At 44.4% G+C, this 16,373-nt stretch carries 15 protein-coding genes and 1 pseudogene; 3 read left to right on the top strand and 13 right to left on the bottom strand.

Translation table 11 applies throughout. The features are described from left to right. The first annotated feature begins 542 nt into the window (after nt 1–542). Complete coding sequence (locus F6J99_RS14480; RefSeq protein ID WP_293113528.1) at nt 543–1,694, top strand: aspartate carbamoyltransferase catalytic subunit; 1,152 nt, start codon at nt 543–545, stop codon at nt 1,692–1,694. A gap of 406 nt (nt 1,695–2,100) precedes the next feature. Here F6J99_RS14480 and F6J99_RS14475 read toward each other — a convergent pair whose 3' ends face one another. The 5 genes from F6J99_RS14475 to F6J99_RS14455 form a co-directional block, all read right to left on the bottom strand. Beyond that, a complete protein-coding gene (locus F6J99_RS14475) occupies nt 2,101–3,030 on the bottom strand; it encodes a hypothetical protein (protein ID WP_293113526.1) in 930 nt (309 codons plus the stop codon). Nucleotides 3,031–3,097: 67 nt separating this feature from the next. Further along, nucleotides 3,098–5,188, bottom strand: a complete 2,091-nt coding sequence (locus tag F6J99_RS14470; protein WP_293113525.1) for a hypothetical protein — start codon at nt 5,186–5,188, stop codon at nt 3,098–3,100. A 411-nt stretch (nt 5,189–5,599) separates the two neighbouring features. Further along, nucleotides 5,600–5,761, bottom strand: a complete 162-nt coding sequence (locus F6J99_RS14465) for a hypothetical protein (protein ID WP_158069488.1) — start codon at nt 5,759–5,761, stop codon at nt 5,600–5,602. Between the two features lie 234 nt (nt 5,762–5,995). Beyond that, nucleotides 5,996–6,136: a hypothetical protein gene (locus F6J99_RS14460; RefSeq protein WP_293113524.1), complete on the bottom strand. Its 141-nt coding sequence runs from the start codon at nt 6,134–6,136 to the stop codon at nt 5,996–5,998. A 51-nt stretch (nt 6,137–6,187) separates the two neighbouring features. Next, complete coding sequence (locus F6J99_RS14455; RefSeq protein WP_293113523.1) at nt 6,188–6,418, bottom strand: hypothetical protein; 231 nt, start codon at nt 6,416–6,418, stop codon at nt 6,188–6,190. 137 nt (nt 6,419–6,555) lie between these two features. On the opposite strand from F6J99_RS14455, the gene F6J99_RS14450 reads away from it, so the two are divergent. Further along, a complete protein-coding gene (locus F6J99_RS14450; protein WP_293113522.1) occupies nt 6,556–6,771 on the top strand; it encodes a hypothetical protein in 216 nt (71 codons plus the stop codon). A 347-nt stretch (nt 6,772–7,118) separates the two neighbouring features. Here F6J99_RS14450 and F6J99_RS14445 read toward each other — a convergent pair whose 3' ends face one another. The 4 genes from F6J99_RS14445 to psbP form a co-directional block, all read right to left on the bottom strand. After that, nucleotides 7,119–8,042, bottom strand: coding sequence for a hypothetical protein (locus F6J99_RS14445; RefSeq protein ID WP_293113521.1), 924 nt, complete (start codon nt 8,040–8,042; stop codon nt 7,119–7,121). A 956-nt stretch (nt 8,043–8,998) separates the two neighbouring features. Further along, nucleotides 8,999–9,433, bottom strand: coding sequence for a hypothetical protein (locus F6J99_RS14440; RefSeq protein WP_293113520.1), 435 nt, complete (start codon nt 9,431–9,433; stop codon nt 8,999–9,001). A 37-nt stretch (nt 9,434–9,470) separates the two neighbouring features. Then, nucleotides 9,471–10,070, bottom strand: a complete 600-nt coding sequence (locus F6J99_RS14435; RefSeq protein WP_293113527.1) for a nucleoside triphosphate pyrophosphatase — start codon at nt 10,068–10,070, stop codon at nt 9,471–9,473. Nucleotides 10,071–10,520: 450 nt separating this feature from the next. Beyond that, nucleotides 10,521–11,060: a photosystem II reaction center PsbP gene (gene psbP / locus F6J99_RS14430; RefSeq protein ID WP_070396555.1), complete on the bottom strand. Its 540-nt coding sequence runs from the start codon at nt 11,058–11,060 to the stop codon at nt 10,521–10,523. A 204-nt stretch (nt 11,061–11,264) separates the two neighbouring features. Here psbP and F6J99_RS14425 point away from each other — a divergent pair, with 204 nt between their 5' ends. After that, on the top strand, nt 11,265–12,269 hold the full coding sequence (locus tag F6J99_RS14425; RefSeq protein ID WP_293113519.1) for a tetratricopeptide repeat protein: 1,005 nt from the start codon (nt 11,265–11,267) through the stop codon (nt 12,267–12,269). A 57-nt stretch (nt 12,270–12,326) separates the two neighbouring features. Here F6J99_RS14425 and F6J99_RS14420 read toward each other — a convergent pair whose 3' ends face one another. The 4 genes and pseudogenes from F6J99_RS14420 to F6J99_RS14410 all read right to left on the bottom strand — a co-directional run bounded on the left by F6J99_RS14420 (nt 12,327) and on the right by F6J99_RS14410 (nt 15,487). Next, nucleotides 12,327–12,506: a ssl1498 family light-harvesting-like protein gene (locus tag F6J99_RS14420; protein WP_293113518.1), complete on the bottom strand. Its 180-nt coding sequence runs from the start codon at nt 12,504–12,506 to the stop codon at nt 12,327–12,329. Between the two features lie 162 nt (nt 12,507–12,668). Next, a complete protein-coding gene (locus tag F6J99_RS45585) occupies nt 12,669–13,448 on the bottom strand; it encodes a thiazole synthase (protein ID WP_365973333.1) in 780 nt (259 codons plus the stop codon). Between the two features lie 219 nt (nt 13,449–13,667). Then, nucleotides 13,668–14,705, bottom strand: a pseudogene (gene thiO, locus F6J99_RS45580) (glycine oxidase ThiO); the annotation flags it as partial. Between the two features lie 332 nt (nt 14,706–15,037). Beyond that, entirely contained in the window at nt 15,038–15,487 is a 450-nt protein-coding gene (locus F6J99_RS14410; protein ID WP_293113516.1) for a hypothetical protein, read from the bottom strand. Nucleotides 15,488–16,373: the final 886 nt, after the last annotated feature.

Below are 16,373 nucleotides of genomic sequence, written 5' to 3'. Positions count from 1 at the left end.
CCTTTTTGGGTCTCTTTAAGTGCAAGCAAATCGGTCCAAAAAGCTCAAAAAGTTAGGATTTTGGGCAGACAAGGGCAGAAAAATCAAGGGAGAATTCTTCGGACTACCTTCTATATAATTCTCCTAATAATTCTCCTAACTCCTAACTCCTGACTCCTGACTCCTGACTCAATCCCTTACCAAAAGACTTTTTCAGCAAACCCTAACTAGTGATCAATTATCAAGGAATTATAAGTATTCAACCGGACATGATATCAGTTGATAAAACTTAGGTGCGCGCCTCCAAGGCCGCGAGGAATCCCTCCCGGCCTTGGGTCGCACCTTTTGTTGAAAACCTTCTTAGACCGAACACTAAACCAGCTTTTTTGCTTAACACAGGTTTGCGCTGAGGTTATCTTAGTTTTTGGGGCTCAACAATACCAAGTAGGTAATACTGCTCGACCTGCTAACCTTAATCGATATCTAGGGTTTCCTGGGTGTCAGAAATTCTCAAAGCTGTCACGAGCAGCAAAGCTAAATTATTGAATTGCTTGACGACTTATATGGCAAATGCCACCTGGACTCGCCGCCATATTCTTGCCCTGGCTGATTTTACGCCAGATGAATACAATACAGTCTTACAAACTGCCGCTAGCTTTCGGGAAGTATTGTCCCGGCGCACCAAAAAGGTACCTGCACTACAGGGTCACGTGGTTGCGAATTTGTTTTTTGAACCATCAACCCGTACTCGTAGCAGTTTTGAACTAGCGGCTAAGCGTCTTTCTGCTGATATCCTAAACTTTGCACCAGGAACATCTTCCTTAAGCAAGGGCGAAACGATTCTTGATACAGCGAAGACTTACCTGGCAATGGGAACTAATATGATGGTGATTCGCCATCGGCAGGCGGGAGTTCCTCAAATTATTGCTACTGAGATGAATCGACTTGGTGTCCAGGTAAGTGTACTTAACGCTGGTGATGGTCAACATGAACATCCTTCTCAAGGATTGCTGGATTTGTTTACAATTTGTTCTTGCTTAGACTGGGACAATCCCCGTATAGAACTGCTTGCTGGAAAAAAGATTACCATTGTTGGAGATATTTTGCACTCACGAGTTGCCCGTTCCAATATCTGGAGTCTCCTGGCGACAGGGGCAGAGGTTCATCTCGCTGGACCACCTACCCTACTTCCGCAATTATTTGCTGAATACAGTAGTACTCGTCTGCAACAACCTAGGGAAAAGCAACAGCAACAGTTATCGGCTAAGTCTAGCCTTGGTCACCAGAGGCATTACACCGAAACCCCTGTGATTGTAGAAGCAACGGTACCGATCACAAGTCAAGCCAGCCATTCCCTGACGACTACGCAACAGTTACCAATTAGTCATCCTAAGCTATATGTTCACTGGGATATTGAACCAGCACTAAAAGATGCTGACTTTGTCATGACCTTAAGGCTGCAAAAAGAACGTATGACGAGTCATTTGTTGCCTAGTTTGAGAGAATATCATCAGCGTTATGGGATTACCCAGGAGCGCCTCCAACTTTGCCAACCCAACGTTCACATTCTCCATCCTGGTCCAGTTAACCGAGGCGTTGAAATTAGTTCTGAGCTGATGGATGATCCCCAGATTAGCTTAATCCCTCAACAGGTGACTAGTGGAGTTGCGGTTAGGATGGCGTTGCTTTACTTAATCGGTAGTGGTAAGTTTTGACAGCTCATACGCTGAGTACATCAATTGCCCCAAGTTGACACTCCCCGCCCTGGAAGGACGGGGATTCTTGCTTGGCCTTTGGCCACGCTACGCGAACAACGGGGTGACTTGTTTAACCAGGCCGGAGCCAGGAAAAATAGAGGTCTCCTCTCCACAAGCGTATTTGGTGTATGACCTAGGTTTCGGTGTGCCCCACCGTACCTAAAATAGAGAAAAGATTTAGATGAACATTTTTTTGATCTTAGACTTTTATAGACGTCCAAATCGTTAGACTTGATTGTGCAACATGATTATCTCAAAACATGTTTTTTACACTGTCTACTTATTCAAGATCATGTTTATCTAGAACATTAATTGTTTTTTTGTAATATTTTTACCTTAACACGGTGCGATCAAACTGTCAATACTATAGATGCTCCTTTGGAGCCGCCAAAGGCGAACAAAAACAAGCCCTCCTTAAAGGACGGGGCTTTAGACCCAAATTTTTTGGTAAACTCTGACCATTACCCCATCTCACTGACGCCTGTACCAAACCCAAAATAAATTCTAGCAATCCTCTCCACTGCTGTTGACTAGCAGTGACTCCTTGCTTGTGGATGTGTAGAATCAAATCTCGATCAGGATGGTTAACAATTTCCTGAGCATAGCGGTTGATCACATCACCATCTAGTTGAATCACAGTTTGGGCGCAAATTAAATCATTGATTGACTTGACATTTGCCCGTTGCTGTGAATTAGTTTTTAGCAATGCCTGATTTCGACTATCGAGTGCTGCTTTTAGTTCACTGAGCTTACGCAAACAACGTAAGAAACGATGGTTCTTAAGAATCTGTTGCGCTTGAAGCATTTCCTCAGAACTGCTGGTTTTAGTAGGGTTTGGTAGTCGGGTGTTAATTTGGTGCAGTTCTACTGTGGGATCGGTGAGGATTTCTTGGCCTCCTCTCGCCTGGTCTAGAACAGTGGGATCATACAAGGGTGAATGGGGATCACTCAGAAGGACGGTGTACTCTAGTTCCAAGGTTTTACGTAACTCAAGGTAGCGATCGCGTAAAGACGGATGAATTCCCTGTTGCTCTAGATAGTCTGCTGAGATCGGGTAAATATCCCGGTAGGTTTCCCAGGGGATGAACTTATCTCCCTTAATTTCCTCCACTACCATGGTGTTAACTTCTAAGGCTGTGATGTCAATCAAGACATCCCCCAAAGAGCCATAAAATTCATCAAGGGTTTGACCTAATCTAGAGCTAAGATCAGGTGCGACCCGTGGCGAATTTAATCCGGCGCTGGCATCAGTAGTTCCTGGTTGCTTATGTTTTCTGGTCTTGGTCACGGCCATTTTAATAAGATATTAACTACCCTAATATAAGTGGATATAAGTGGAGGAATTATCGATTTCAACCAAACTAATCCTCTTGTTTACGTGGTTTCTTGATAAATAGTGACTCTTCCAGGCTAGACCAATTATCATCATCAAGTTTTATCGCCTCAGATTCACTCTGTTGTGCCACAGGAAAGTCAAACAAGTCTTCCATGAGGTCCTCAGATGCTTTCTCTGATTGATCGGTGATATCAGAGATTTCTAGAAACGGATCTAACTCTTGAGATTCTTCCTGATTAAAGTTATGGTCATCAGTTAGGTCATTGGTCAGTTCTGAAGTATCTGGATCTTCTGAAGGTGCCGATAGATCCAAGCTATTTCCTAGAGATGGATAAGATTCCAGTTCATCAGTTGCGAAATCATCCCAGTCTTCATCAAGTTCTAAATCTGTTGCTGATCCATTGAGATTACTTGGTGCAGTGAACGGATTAGCGTTTTTCGTTAATTTATCCCACTCATTATCCTCAGAGACATCCAATGAATCTATCTCAGGAGTTGTCAATTCTAGTGATGAGTGCTCCGGTTGTTCCAACATCCAATCATCCCAATCCTCATTTTCTTCTAGCTCCAATGATTCTAGGCTGAGGAGGTTAGAGTCTGTATCAAGCTGTTGTGTGTCTTCTTCAAACAAATCACCCCATTCATCTTCTAATTCCTGGTTTGAAGTTTCAGTTGTGGATTCTGGTGATGGGGGCGTTAACTCCAAATCTTCTAATGTCAGGAGTTCCCAATTTTGATTATCCACTGCATCGGATGACTTTAAATCAGGTTCCGATTGTTCTTCAACGAATTCCTGCCATTGTTGATCAATTTCTGCATCTGAAACGTCTTGGTCAGTTAGCTCCTGATCAGGCACAGACTCCAGTAATTCCCACATCGAGTCATCCCAATCGTCCTGTTCAGTTTCCGCTTCTAACGCCTCGGTGCTATCTTTCGATGGCATCAGTGAGGATTCCAGTTCTGCTGAGGGGACTTCTAGCAGTTCAGGCTCAGTTTCTAGGAAAGTCTCGGGGCTAGCTTGGGTTTCTTTTGGAACTGGGGGTGGAGGTACCAAGATTGACTCCAGTTCTGGTGCCGTATCCGGTAGGAAGTCAGGACTAATCTCTGTTTCTTCTTCAATCGGGGTTGGAGGTACCAAGACTGACTCCAGTTCTGGAGCCGTATCTGGTAGAAAGTCAGGAATAATCTCTGTTTCCTCTTCCATGGGGGGTGGAGGTACCAAGATTGACTCAGTTTCTGACCACCTATCCTGTAGGAAGTTTCCTATTGCTTTTTCCTCCTCCAAGTCAGTCGTTTCTGGCAATTCAGTACTCTCAGTAATCTCTGGAAACAAACCAGGGTCAGAAACTACTTCATCGACTACTTCATCGACCAATCCAGGTTTTATGATCGGCTCAGTTACGGTGTAGGGATTAATGAATGAATCATCAAAGTTCCCTGGGGTAGTAGCTGTTACTGACTCAAGGTCAGCAGAGATTGTTGGGGGTGTCTCTGGTGCTGTCTGAGTTGGTTCTACTTCGACTGGGGGAGGTTTTGCTACTAATTCCGAGGCAGAGGCAACTGCTGCTGCTGCCAATCCAGTCCCCAAAACGGCTTTAGTAACTGTATCGACACGATGCTCTGTGTTTGACTCGACTGACTCGACTGACTCGACTGACTCGACTGACTCTATGGCTACTCTGGTTTCAGTTACCGGTTCTGTGCTTGGCAATAAATGGGTTTCAACCCTAGGGGATTCAGGCTTTATAACCCCAGTAGTGCTAGTTGGGTAACCTAGAGTGAGTAGAACTTCAAACAGCTTATGCAGACTTTTGAGGTTGCTCTGAATAATTTGATTGCCTTGAGCCACCTGATCATTGTGAAATTGCCGCAGTTCCCTATAGCGACCATTGCCGATAAACTGGTCCCCCACTTCATTGTCGATGGTACCGTTAATGGTATCAATGCGGGTACACATACGATGACCAGGTTTTGCTTGGGCTGCATCTAAATCAGCATTGGTGTCGGCTACCCAGGTAGTAATTTTCAAATCAACTGCTTCGCTCAGGGCTAGGACAAGAGCCTCTTTAATATTGCCTGTCTTAAGGTATTGTCTGAAGTCATCGCTAGGAGCCATAATAGTAAACTCGCGCTTATTAGGGTAGTTTTGTAACTTAGTTTAGATTGACTAATTATGAATAATTTTTAATATTCCCACAGCCACCCTTGGGTTATAATCTTGGGATTCTTTAAAAGATATAGCTGTTGTTGAGAGTTTCTTGCTGACTGTGAACACCCAACCGTCAACCATCAACAAACACTCGGTTACTTACAATTATTTAGGTTAAATATATATCAGACGGCAACGAGTTGAGCAACCTAGCACTGGCCATTACTGCTGAACCGACATTCCGCACTTCGGGTTGTAGCACAACAAGTGACAGCTGCTTAACTGACAAAAAGTGAAGTCAAAAGTGTAATAATGGTTATAGGTCGAAGATTTGCAAGACTTGACTCAGTGCCTGCCTTATCCAAGTTATGCTTCCTTCTAACAGTTGCTACCCTCACCCGCTACAGCCGCTTGGGGTTGAGGTTGTCGAAACAGGTATTCGTCGGTGGGTAGATACTCACTGGCGCACGAGGCAACAGCTATTTTCGGTAGGGTTTGGAGTGGGTTAAATCCGCCGAGAGAAAATGGCTGGAGACTCATTGGTCAGGTTCGGTTTACTAGCAATCATGACCCTGACCCAGCAATGGCCTCAAGAAAACAAGATCAGGAACGGAAATACCGATTGGATTTTAACATACTTTCGTACCAGTACGCTGTTAAATAGTTTTGTCCACAGCGTAAATATATGTGATTACACTCTACCCTTTCTAAGGATAAAATAGCAAAAAATAATGGCAAACGCAACGTAAGCATTCAGCGGTCAGCTATCAGCTATCAGCTCTCAGGCGTAGGGTGGGCAAATGCTGTACCTGAGACAATTTTCACTCGAATCGGGTCCATTTGCCCACCTTCCCTGAGCGGCGTAGGGTGGGCAAATGCTGTACCTGAGACAATTTGATCTGGAATCGGGTCCATTTGCCCACCTTCCCTGAGTGGCGTAGGGTGGGCAAATGCTGAGCCAATTCCCTATTTCATCTCGAATCCTCGACCTTTGCCCACCTTCCCTGAAGCGTAGGGTGGGCAAATGCTGTACCTGAGACAATTTGATCTGGAATCGGGTCCATTTGCCCACCTTCCCTGAAGCGTAGGCGTAGGGTGGGCAAATGCTGTAATTTTCACTCGAATCGGGTCTATTTGCTGTGGCTTAGGGTGGGCAAATGCTGTACCTGAGACCATTAGATATCGAATTATGTCCATTTGCCCACCCTACAAGCTGACAATTTAATCTCGAATCCTGTCGATTTGCCCACCCTACAATAACTACTACCTGACAGCTGACGGCTGACAGCTGACGGCTGACAGCTGACGGCTGACAGCTGACGGCTGACGGCTGAATGCTTACAACGCAAGTGACATACTCCCACACTGACTCTTTGAGTGAGCGTGTGGGCTTCTTACCAACTCCACCCAACGGTATCGGCTTTCGCCGACGCTGCGCGAACGGATACACGGGTTACTTTATTAACGACACGGTCAGAAGTTACCGCAAGAAGAGTGGAGCCTTTATGGTTAGTCGGCTATGCATAACAGGGTTAAAACTTTATGATTAAGGCTCCACTCTTCTAAGGTTTCCTCTCCGGGATGCCCCTCCGCGCCGGAACAATACAATAAGTGGTATTTTTGATTAGTAGGTGGCTGACAAACCAGCATTTAAGGCCTTTGGCCACGCTTCGCGAACGGCTTTGTTTATCAGTAAATATATTATAGCAATTTTTTAATACCCTGTGCAAAATTCATCCCACACCTAATGCTATGCATTAGGTGTGGGATGAATTTTGCCGGACAGCTAACCTAAAAGATCTGCGCTCAGCGCAAGCCTGTGCCGTAGGCAATCGCACTCGTAGAGAAAGCGATCGCATTACTGATTACTGATTCGTGATTACTGATTCGTGATCACTTATTTCTTAGTGCTACCCAATTTACTAACTACTGAACCAGCACCTAAAATACCCACTGATAGTAGACCAAGTATAGAAGCAGGTTCTGGAGTTGAAGCTGCTACAACAATACCTGAGCCGTTAAATCTAAAGTCGAGATTTTGAAAATCTTCTGCAGTAAATTCTGAATTAACGGGAATTACGAAATCAAGATTGTCGAAATCAGCAGAAAAAGTCTTGCCATCTTGCGTAAATGACAAATCGTCTAATCCCCAACCTCCTTGAAAAGCGAGCTCAAAACTTTCATTGATAGTAAATGAGCGTAAGAGTCCTAACCCTACCGACTCCAGCCTAATACCTGTTGAAAATTCAAAAAGCCCCTGAGTTCTTAATAGAGTACTACCTAAAAAGTCAAAGACAATCTGATCGGCTTCATCATCAAATGTAATCTCCAAAGATGTATTCAGATCTGACTCAAACTCTTCTTCAACAGACAAAGGAATGCCTTCGTTATTGACAACATCGCGGAAAGAAGGAGACTTAAATGGATCCGGTGCTGCATCTGCATTAGTCACGGTAAAAGCCTGCAACGTCCCAGGAGTCCTTCGCAGGATTTTTTGACGCTCTTGAGTTGAAAAGAACAAATTACCAGTTGAAGTTCGCTCAGCTGTGGAACTTGCAAAGGCATCCGCCCTTCCTACAGAGGTGTCAGCAATAGATTCAGCTATAGCGACTGCCCCTGTTCCAGGCACATCGGGAAACGAGAACGTAAAAAAGAAGGGAAAATCAGCATCACTAGAACGAGTTTGTGCGAATGCTGAAGCTGTGATTGTTTTTAAGGATGCCGCCTCAGCAGGAGGAGAAGCTCCCAAGCTCAATGCAGCCAAGGTACCTATAGCCGTAGTCGCTACAGGCAATAATTTACCAGAATTGAGTAAGTTCATAGATTTTATTTGAAATAGTAGACTAAACAACGTTGATCCATGTGGCGCTACTAGAATAGTCAAGGAATTAATCAACTGGAACAACCGTTGTTATTTAGTGAGTATATAAAGAAAGCTAAAAGGAAATATCTGGCAATTAAGTATCTTTACCCAATCTTTATATATGTGATTATTTGATGATGATCAGGGAGTTCTCTTTACATAATCTTTAAAAAAACTACTCTCAACGAGCCTCCCAAGTCAGGAAACTGTTCTTTGGGATTATGCCTTTTTACTGAAAGATGCAATTTATAATTAGGGTTTGCTGAAAAAGTCTTTTGGTATTGGTAGGAGTCAGGAGTTAGGAGTCAGGAGTTAGGAGAAATGGGAATTATATAGAAGGTAGTCGGAAGACAAGTCCGATGATTTTTCGGATATTGTCTGCCCAAAATGCTAATTTTTTGAGCTTTTTCGACCGATTTGCTGACACTTTTTTCGAACAAAAAATGCTAAAACCTTTATCTGTCAATGCTTTTAGAGTTAATCAGCAAGCCCTAATTAGCTGATAGCTTCACTACCCCTAATCAATCATCTAGGGGCAACAGTCTATCCTCTTTTAATTGTCGAATGACCGCTTTTATTACGTAATCCGACTGGGTGCATCTCATTTTTGCTGTTTGACACGGTGGTGCGTTACGGGGCGGCCTGTCCAAACCCTGACTACGAGGCGAAAAATGAAGGCCCCCCTAACGCACCCTACGGAAAATTTTCTACCCCTAATCAATCATCTAGGGGCAACAGTCTATCCTCTTTTAATTGTCGAATGACCGCTTTTATTACGTAATCCGACTGGTTGGGTAGCGATCGCATAATTGGAATTTTATATGTTATCTGTAGCTATCTGTACGGTGCGTTATTAACGCACCGTAATCGTTATAGCTGTTATCATAGCAATCAGGTACACAGGATTTTTTTCCTTATTCCCTATTCCCTTTTTTAGTAGATAGACTAGAGCTACTATCAGTACCTAGCTCAGAGCCTTGAGGTAGCCGACCCATGGTAGTACTCAGAACTGTAAACAGTTGTTGCAAATTTTCCAAATTTTGCTGAATAGTCTGGCGTCCTTGTTTTACCTGCTCTAGGTGAAATTGCTTCAGTTCAGTGTAAGGCCCATTGCCCATAAACTCTGAACCAACTTCGTTGTTGATTTCACCATCAACAATATTCATGCGACTACGCATTTGGCAATCAGAGGTTGGTTGGTCTAGCTCAGCTGAGGAATTAGGAGCTGGGCTAGATGAGGAAACCCAAGTCGTAATTTCTAACTCCACTGCTTCACCGAGGGATAGGGTCAGGGCATCCCTAATGTTACCTGCTTTGATTTGTTGTTTAAAGTCGTCTTTAGTGGTCATAGATTTTTTTGTTGCCCTAGTCCTTAATTATTAGTTATTAGTTCAAGCGCCAAAAATCAGTAACTTCATATCCTAGTTCCTGTAACATTTGATGGAGTAGGGGTAAGCTAAGACCAATAACATTACTATGACAGCCTTCGATTTTGTCAACAAAGAGTCCCCCTCTACCTTCCAAGGCAAAGGCTCCAGCACATTTAAGGGGTTCGCCAGTAGCAACATAGGCTTCGATAGCGCGATCGCTTACATTGGCAAAATAAACTCGGGTTACACCACAGCGCACTATGGTTTTGTTCCGAGATAAGTCAATTAAAGCATGACCTGTATAGAGTTCTCCAGTAGTCCCTCGCATCTGTTGCCAACGAGCAATTGCTTCAGAGGGGTTAGGGGGTTTGCCATAAATCCCACCCTCCATACTCAATACAGAATCACAGCCTAATACCAGAGCGTCCCTAAATTGATCAGCAACAGTTTTTGCTTTTTGTTCAGCTAGAATCTGCACTAAGGTTGCTGGCTCTGGATGCTGCACTTGAGATTCGTCAAAATTGCTTTGGCAGACCACCGGTTCAATACCAGCAGTTTGTAACAATCGTCTGCGAGCACTAGAAGCTGAAGCTAATACAAAAGTCGGCATATCCATATAGCAATTTTCAGAAACGTTTGAGCGAAATTGCTTATGCTTTGAAGGCAATAGGCAATAGGCAATAGGCAATAGGCAATAGGCAATAGGCAATAGGCAATAGGGTTTTAATGCAATCAGCGTCAAATAAGACTGTACCTGATCACCACGCCTTTGGCGAACAACTAAACAACCAAACAACCAAACAACCTGTAACCTTCAACCAAACAACCTGTAACTTTCAACCAAACAACCTGTAACCTTCAACCAAACAACCTGTAACCTTCAACCAAACAACCTGTAACCTTCAACCAAACAACCTGTAACTTTCAACCAAACAACCTGTAACTTTCAACCAAACAACCTGTAACCTTCAACCAAACAACCTGTAACCTTGGCCTATTGGCCACGCGTGCGCGTTCAACCCTTCAACCTTGGCCTATTGGCCACGGGTTCGCGTTCAACTGTTTCCTAGTTCACTGAAAAAGACTTAACCACTGCGTCGAACACATTTTTGGTCTTACCCCAGCGTCGTTCAGTGGTGGAAGCATTGAAGGTGTAGAGCTTGCCACGGTTGACCACCACACTGGCGAGGTTGTGCCGTTCTTGGCTGGGAAGTTGGACGTTGTATTCTAAAAGGTAATAAGTCTTGTCTGCTACCTCACGAGCTTCAGCATTAACCAATTCGGCTGTGCGACCAGAATCGGGAGGAGCAATGGCATTTTTTTGCAGCTTATACCCCACTTCTGAGGGTGTACCTAAATCAGCAAGGGTCTTGCCTTCCGGCACTGGGCTAATCACCACACTAACATTTTCGGTGCTTTCTATAATATCGTGGAACACGACATCGGGTCCATCAGTCACCTTGATAGGGACCCAACCGTTGGGATACAAAAACTGATAACCGTTAAGGCTGTCTACATAGCTTTGTAGACCACTGGCACCAGTTGTGCAGCCATGTATAGCCAGACTCAACACTAGCAGCAGTAGTGGTGCAATTTTCTTGAGCATCTCTTTGAGCATCTCTATTAAACGTCAACTCAGCTGCTTAATTGTCTCATCTTTAACTAATCGTACTTGCCCCTATGTATTTTCTGTTACCGGTTGGACACTCACCAGATGTGTGATAGATAGTGAAGTCAAGTTAATAGAGTGATTTTAGACAACTGCACAGGGTAACAATTCTGGAAATCATCAGGCTTTGTAAGGAAAACCATGAAACCAACTTATCTAACTATCTCTAGCCTAGGACTTGCCACAATACTGACTGGATTTACCGCAACTGTCTATGCTCAGCAGGAGCCACTTCCAGTTCCCGTCATTATCCGATCTCAGCCAGATAATGAAGAGCCGACGTCCGCCGAAGAGCCAACTAATACTCCAGCCCAACCTGGCGATGATAAACCAGCTATTACTCCAGCCCAACCTGTTGAGGAGAAACCAGCTACTACTCCAGCCCAATCTGTTGAGGAGAAACCACCTACTACTGAAAAACCCACTGTTGAGAAAGACCCTTTTAATAGGGAATTGCCAGTGAGGACTATACCCCGGATGAGTGCTGTGGAATTCTACAACCGGGGCGTGGATCAATTAGATAATGGTAATTATCCAGAGGCGATGGCAAATTTCAAACAGGCTTTGCAGCTGGAACCCTATGACCCTGATATCAACTACAATCTGGGCTACGTCCACCACATTCAGGGGAATTATCAAGAAGCGATTGATAACTACACTGCTGCTATCAAGATTAAAACCGACTATGGTGAAGCCTATAGCAACCGTGGTTATGCCTATTTTGTGCAAAAGAAGTTCATCGAAGCGATCGCTGATTTTTCCAAAGCTATTGCTCTGACACCCAATAATGATACGGTCTATCTCAGTCGAGGTAATGCTTACTCTGAAGTAGAGAACTATTTCCAAGCAATTGCGGATTACGATCGAGCTCTCTCGATTAACCCTAAAAATGCCATGGCTTACTACCAGCGTGGTTTAACTCGCAGTAAGCTCAAACAGTATCAAGCTGCTGTAGCTGATTACACAGAAACTCTAAAAATTGAACCCACTTTTGCCGATGCGTTTTATAAACGGGGTCTAGCCAGCCTTGACCTCAATAAGGTTGAGGAAGCGATTAAGGATTTTAAAAAAGCGGCTGATTTATTCCAAGAACAAGGCAGAACTGAAAATTATCAAGAAGCGATGGAAGCCATCAAAAAGCTTTAATGGCAACCAGACCCTTGAACTGAAGTGGCTTTTCAACAGCTTTCTTCTGTGCAGTACCTAGCTCACACCAGAGGCTGAGAAAGCCACAAAGATCAAGCCACTTACTAAAATCAGGGCTGTTACACCCAAGATCAGGTAGTTGCGCTTTTCCGCTGCAGTGGGTGGCTCTGCCTGGTACATTTTTGGCTCTTTAGCAAAATTGTTTAAACGTCCGCCGTCTTCTACTGTATATGGCATGGATTACAACCTTTTTTTACTTTATTTATATAAATGTAACAAAGAATGTAACAAAAATTGGCATAACTACTCTTCAGTTTTCCTGATTAGCTTGATTTGTTACGTTAAAGTATTAATCCAGTCCTAGACCTTGACAAGTTCTTTAATCTATGCATTGCTAAGCTAGCTAATGGTACCAGTCAAGGGTGAGCTAGCGCTAGCATAGTTTTTAATTGGAATACGACCAGCTAGGTAAGCCAGACGACCAGCTTCGGTGGCCATTCCCATCGCTTTTGCCATCATGATAGGATTACCTGCTAATGCGATCGCACTATTAACCAATAAAGCATCTGCCCCTAACTCCATCCCATAGGTGGCTTCACTGGGGCTACCTATGCCAGCATCTACCACCACCGGCACTCCAGCTTCCTCAATGATGATTTCAATATTGGCAGCATTCTTGATGCCCTGTCCCGAACCAATGGGTGAACCCAAAGGCATCACCGTAGCACATCCTACCTCTTCTAGGCGTTTGGCTAATAAGGGATCCGCATTAATATAGGGCAAAACTGCAAACCCTTCTTTTACCAGTTGCTCTGCTGCCTCTAGAGTACCAATGGGGTCAGGGAGTAAATACTTAGGATCAGGAATCACTTCCAGTTTCACAAAATTATTGTCTTCTTGGCCCAATAGCTTCGCCATTTCCCGACCAAGCCGTGCCACTCGCACCGCTTCTTCCGCCGTTTTACAGCCTGCGGTGTTGGGTAACATCCACAGTTTCCTCCAATCCAGGGATTCCGCTAGCCCTTCGTGTCCTGGTGCTAAGGTTTGTACCCGACGCACGGCCACCGTCACAATTTCACTGCCACTAGCTGCAATACTTTCAGCCATTACCTCTTGAGAGTCATACTTCCCTGTGCCAGTCATCAGACGAGACCGAAAGGTTTTTCCCGCAATGGTCAGTAAATCAGCTGGGGATGGTTCCGTCCCATTGTCAGAGTGAGAGTTCCGGAGCGTAGCAGAATTATAGTGCAGCACTGGTGTTGAGGAGGAGTTACTAGATACACTGAGATTAGGACTGAGATTAAGACTGAGATTAGCACTGCTTTGATTTGAGGCTGGTTGATGGTAAACTCGGTCGTATCGAAATTTATCTAACAATGGGTCAGACTTTTGCTTCTCAATCAGGTCAGCCAGCAACAAAGCGGTTACCGGAGCGAGCAAAATACCGTTGCGGTAGTGACCAGTAGCCAGGCTCAGGTTTTGGCACGGACCAGTGCCAAGAATTGGGAATTGGTCAGGTGTGGTTGGTCTAAATCCCCACCAACACTCATGAATCGACCAGTCTTGGATTTCTGGATATAGCCGGATAGCTGATCCTAACAAACGGTGAATTCCAGCAGTAGTGTTGTCAGGCTGCCAACCCACATCCTCTACTGTTGCACCAATCAGAATTCGCCCATCTCGACGGGGGACTAGATACACCTCAGAGCCATGTAACACTCGCTGTAGTGGCAAGGGTTGTTGAGAATTTTTAGTGGCTTTTACTGACAGCATCTGACCTTTTTTTGGAGCCACTGGCAAGGGCAACAGTTGATTAGACCAGGCTCCAGTTGCTAGGACATAATGGTCTGCATGGAATTCCCCTGCGGAGGTTCTAATCCCAGAGACTAAGCGATTGTGTTGCTGAATTGCCTCGACAGTTATCCCTTCACGGAGCTCTACTCCCCATTCTTGGGCAGCCAGTCGCAGGGCTTTACTTAGTGTTTGGGGAACCACCTGAGCATCTTCTGGGTACCACCAACCACCAACCACTTCCGAGCTTAAACCTGATTGATAGCAATGAATCCTATCTTTGTCTAACCAGTCAGCAACTCCGGTTTGGTTGCTGAGCTGCTGTTGGTGATTTCCTGCTGCCCCTTCATAGACCGGTGCTAAAAAGCCACAGGGCCAATAGCCCGTTGCCACACCAGTCATCTGTTCCAGTTTGGTACACCATTGAGGATACAGTGAATGGGACCACAGGCCTAAATCTAGCATGGGTCCGATGGGCAGCGCTTCTGAAAACGGTGCCAACATTCCCGCTGCAGCTAGGGTGGCACCTTCTTGGAAATTGCGGGTGACAACAGTTACTGTTGCCCCACGCTGCTTCAGTTCTACAGCGATCGCTAAACCAATAATGCCACCGCCAATAATCAGAATGTCACTTGCTGCTTTCATAGGTTAAGGAGAGTGGAGACTAGGGATTGGGGAAAGTATCAAGGATGAAGTATCAAGGATGAACTATTAAGTATGAAGTATCAAGGATGAATTATTAAGTATGACGTGGGAAGTGGTAAGTGTAACTCGTAGGTTGTAGATAACGGTTTTAGTCAACCTTAAGTCAGCCACCGATAAACCCATTTCCTCCTTCAACCTTTATTTTTCATCCTTTTTACTTCAACCTTTATTCTTCAACCTTTATTTTTCATACTTTCTCCTGTTGACCCATCCCCTAATCCCCAATCTCTAATCTTGTCCCCAACCTTGTAAACAACTACAGGTGCTGCACTCTACCATAGCGCTGGTATGGGGTCATTATCTTCGTATACTACTGTACCAGAACTTCCTGTAGTTGCTGAGCTTGCTGTAGCCCCTGAAGCACTAGACTCACTGATCACAGGATTTCCTTGAGCAACAGTATCGTCCTCTGGCTGTGAAAAGGGATCAGTTGTAGTCGGCTGTGCTTGTGCGATCGGTTGCTCTGGTTGAATACTCGGTGTTTCAGCTTCTGTAATTGATGGGTCTTCTAACAGTGCTGTATCAGTTGGTTCTGCCTCCTCCTGGTTCTTACCCAGATTAAAGAAGGGAATATTAAAGCGAGAAGCCTTTTCTTCCTCAACTTCAGGAAGTGGTTCTACTTGATTTGCACTCGGGGAAGGCTCCTCGATTTGCTTAGACTTACAAGCACTAACTGCTCCTAGCAGAGCAACCAGCACTAATAATTTGGTAGTTAACCTCATATATTTGTTCATACTCTGATTTGATATCAAGAATTTTGCTTGCATAACTTAATACCTGTGTGTCGAAGTAGGGAATTTACAGATGTGTCCCTTTTCGGTGAACACACCCGCCCATAATATACCAGTTGAGTTCTCCGGAGGTCACTAGAAAACAAAATTGTTCATTGTCTTGATGCAAAGGGCGAGTGGGGGTTTACCCCTTTGGCCGACTGCATCGCTTTGACCCTATTCCTTGCACCCATCTAGATCCCTGACCTTTGATGGTTTTTACCCAAGGCCCGGACATCGTCAACTGATTTACCAGACCCCACGCTAAGGCTATGGCGCTGGCTTGTCACTTGACCGGAGATTGCCTAAGTTGAGTTTTGCGACTAAGCTTAGGTTTTACATCCGAGACCTGTTGCAACAATCCCACCCCCGTCAGACCGATAGCATTTCGATTAGCATTTCGATTCGCTCAAAGCGGGATATATCAACAGGTTTTTTTTGACTTGGTTAGTGTCAATCTAATTTACTGTCAACAGTATCATGTTTGTAGATCATGTTTTTAGTAAATTTTTTATCATTTTGTTAATCAATTTGGAATTTTTACCGGTATTGACCCGATAAAAATTCCTTGGAGGATGCCCAGGTATCCCGACACCAAATTTGCCTATGATGCCGCGACACTTATTACCTCCCCCAACTCTCAACCATTAGTTAAGCATTACTTAAGGATTGCTAAATGTGCCTTAGCTTACATTCTGTTAGCACTGATGGGGAGTTGGGGTTAACAGAGGATGATTCAAAAGCTAACTTCGTCAGTGCGATCGCTAACTGCTTCTGCTGATACACAGTTAACTAGAATAGTTAACTTATCTTATACTTTTATCGGGTTGCTTAGTGA

It is taken from the genome of Moorena sp. SIO4G3 (genome assembly GCF_010692305.1).
Classification (GTDB): Bacteria; Cyanobacteriota; Cyanobacteriia; order Cyanobacteriales; family Coleofasciculaceae; genus Moorena; species Moorena producens_A.
This window is presented reverse-complemented; position numbering and strand designations above follow the sequence as displayed.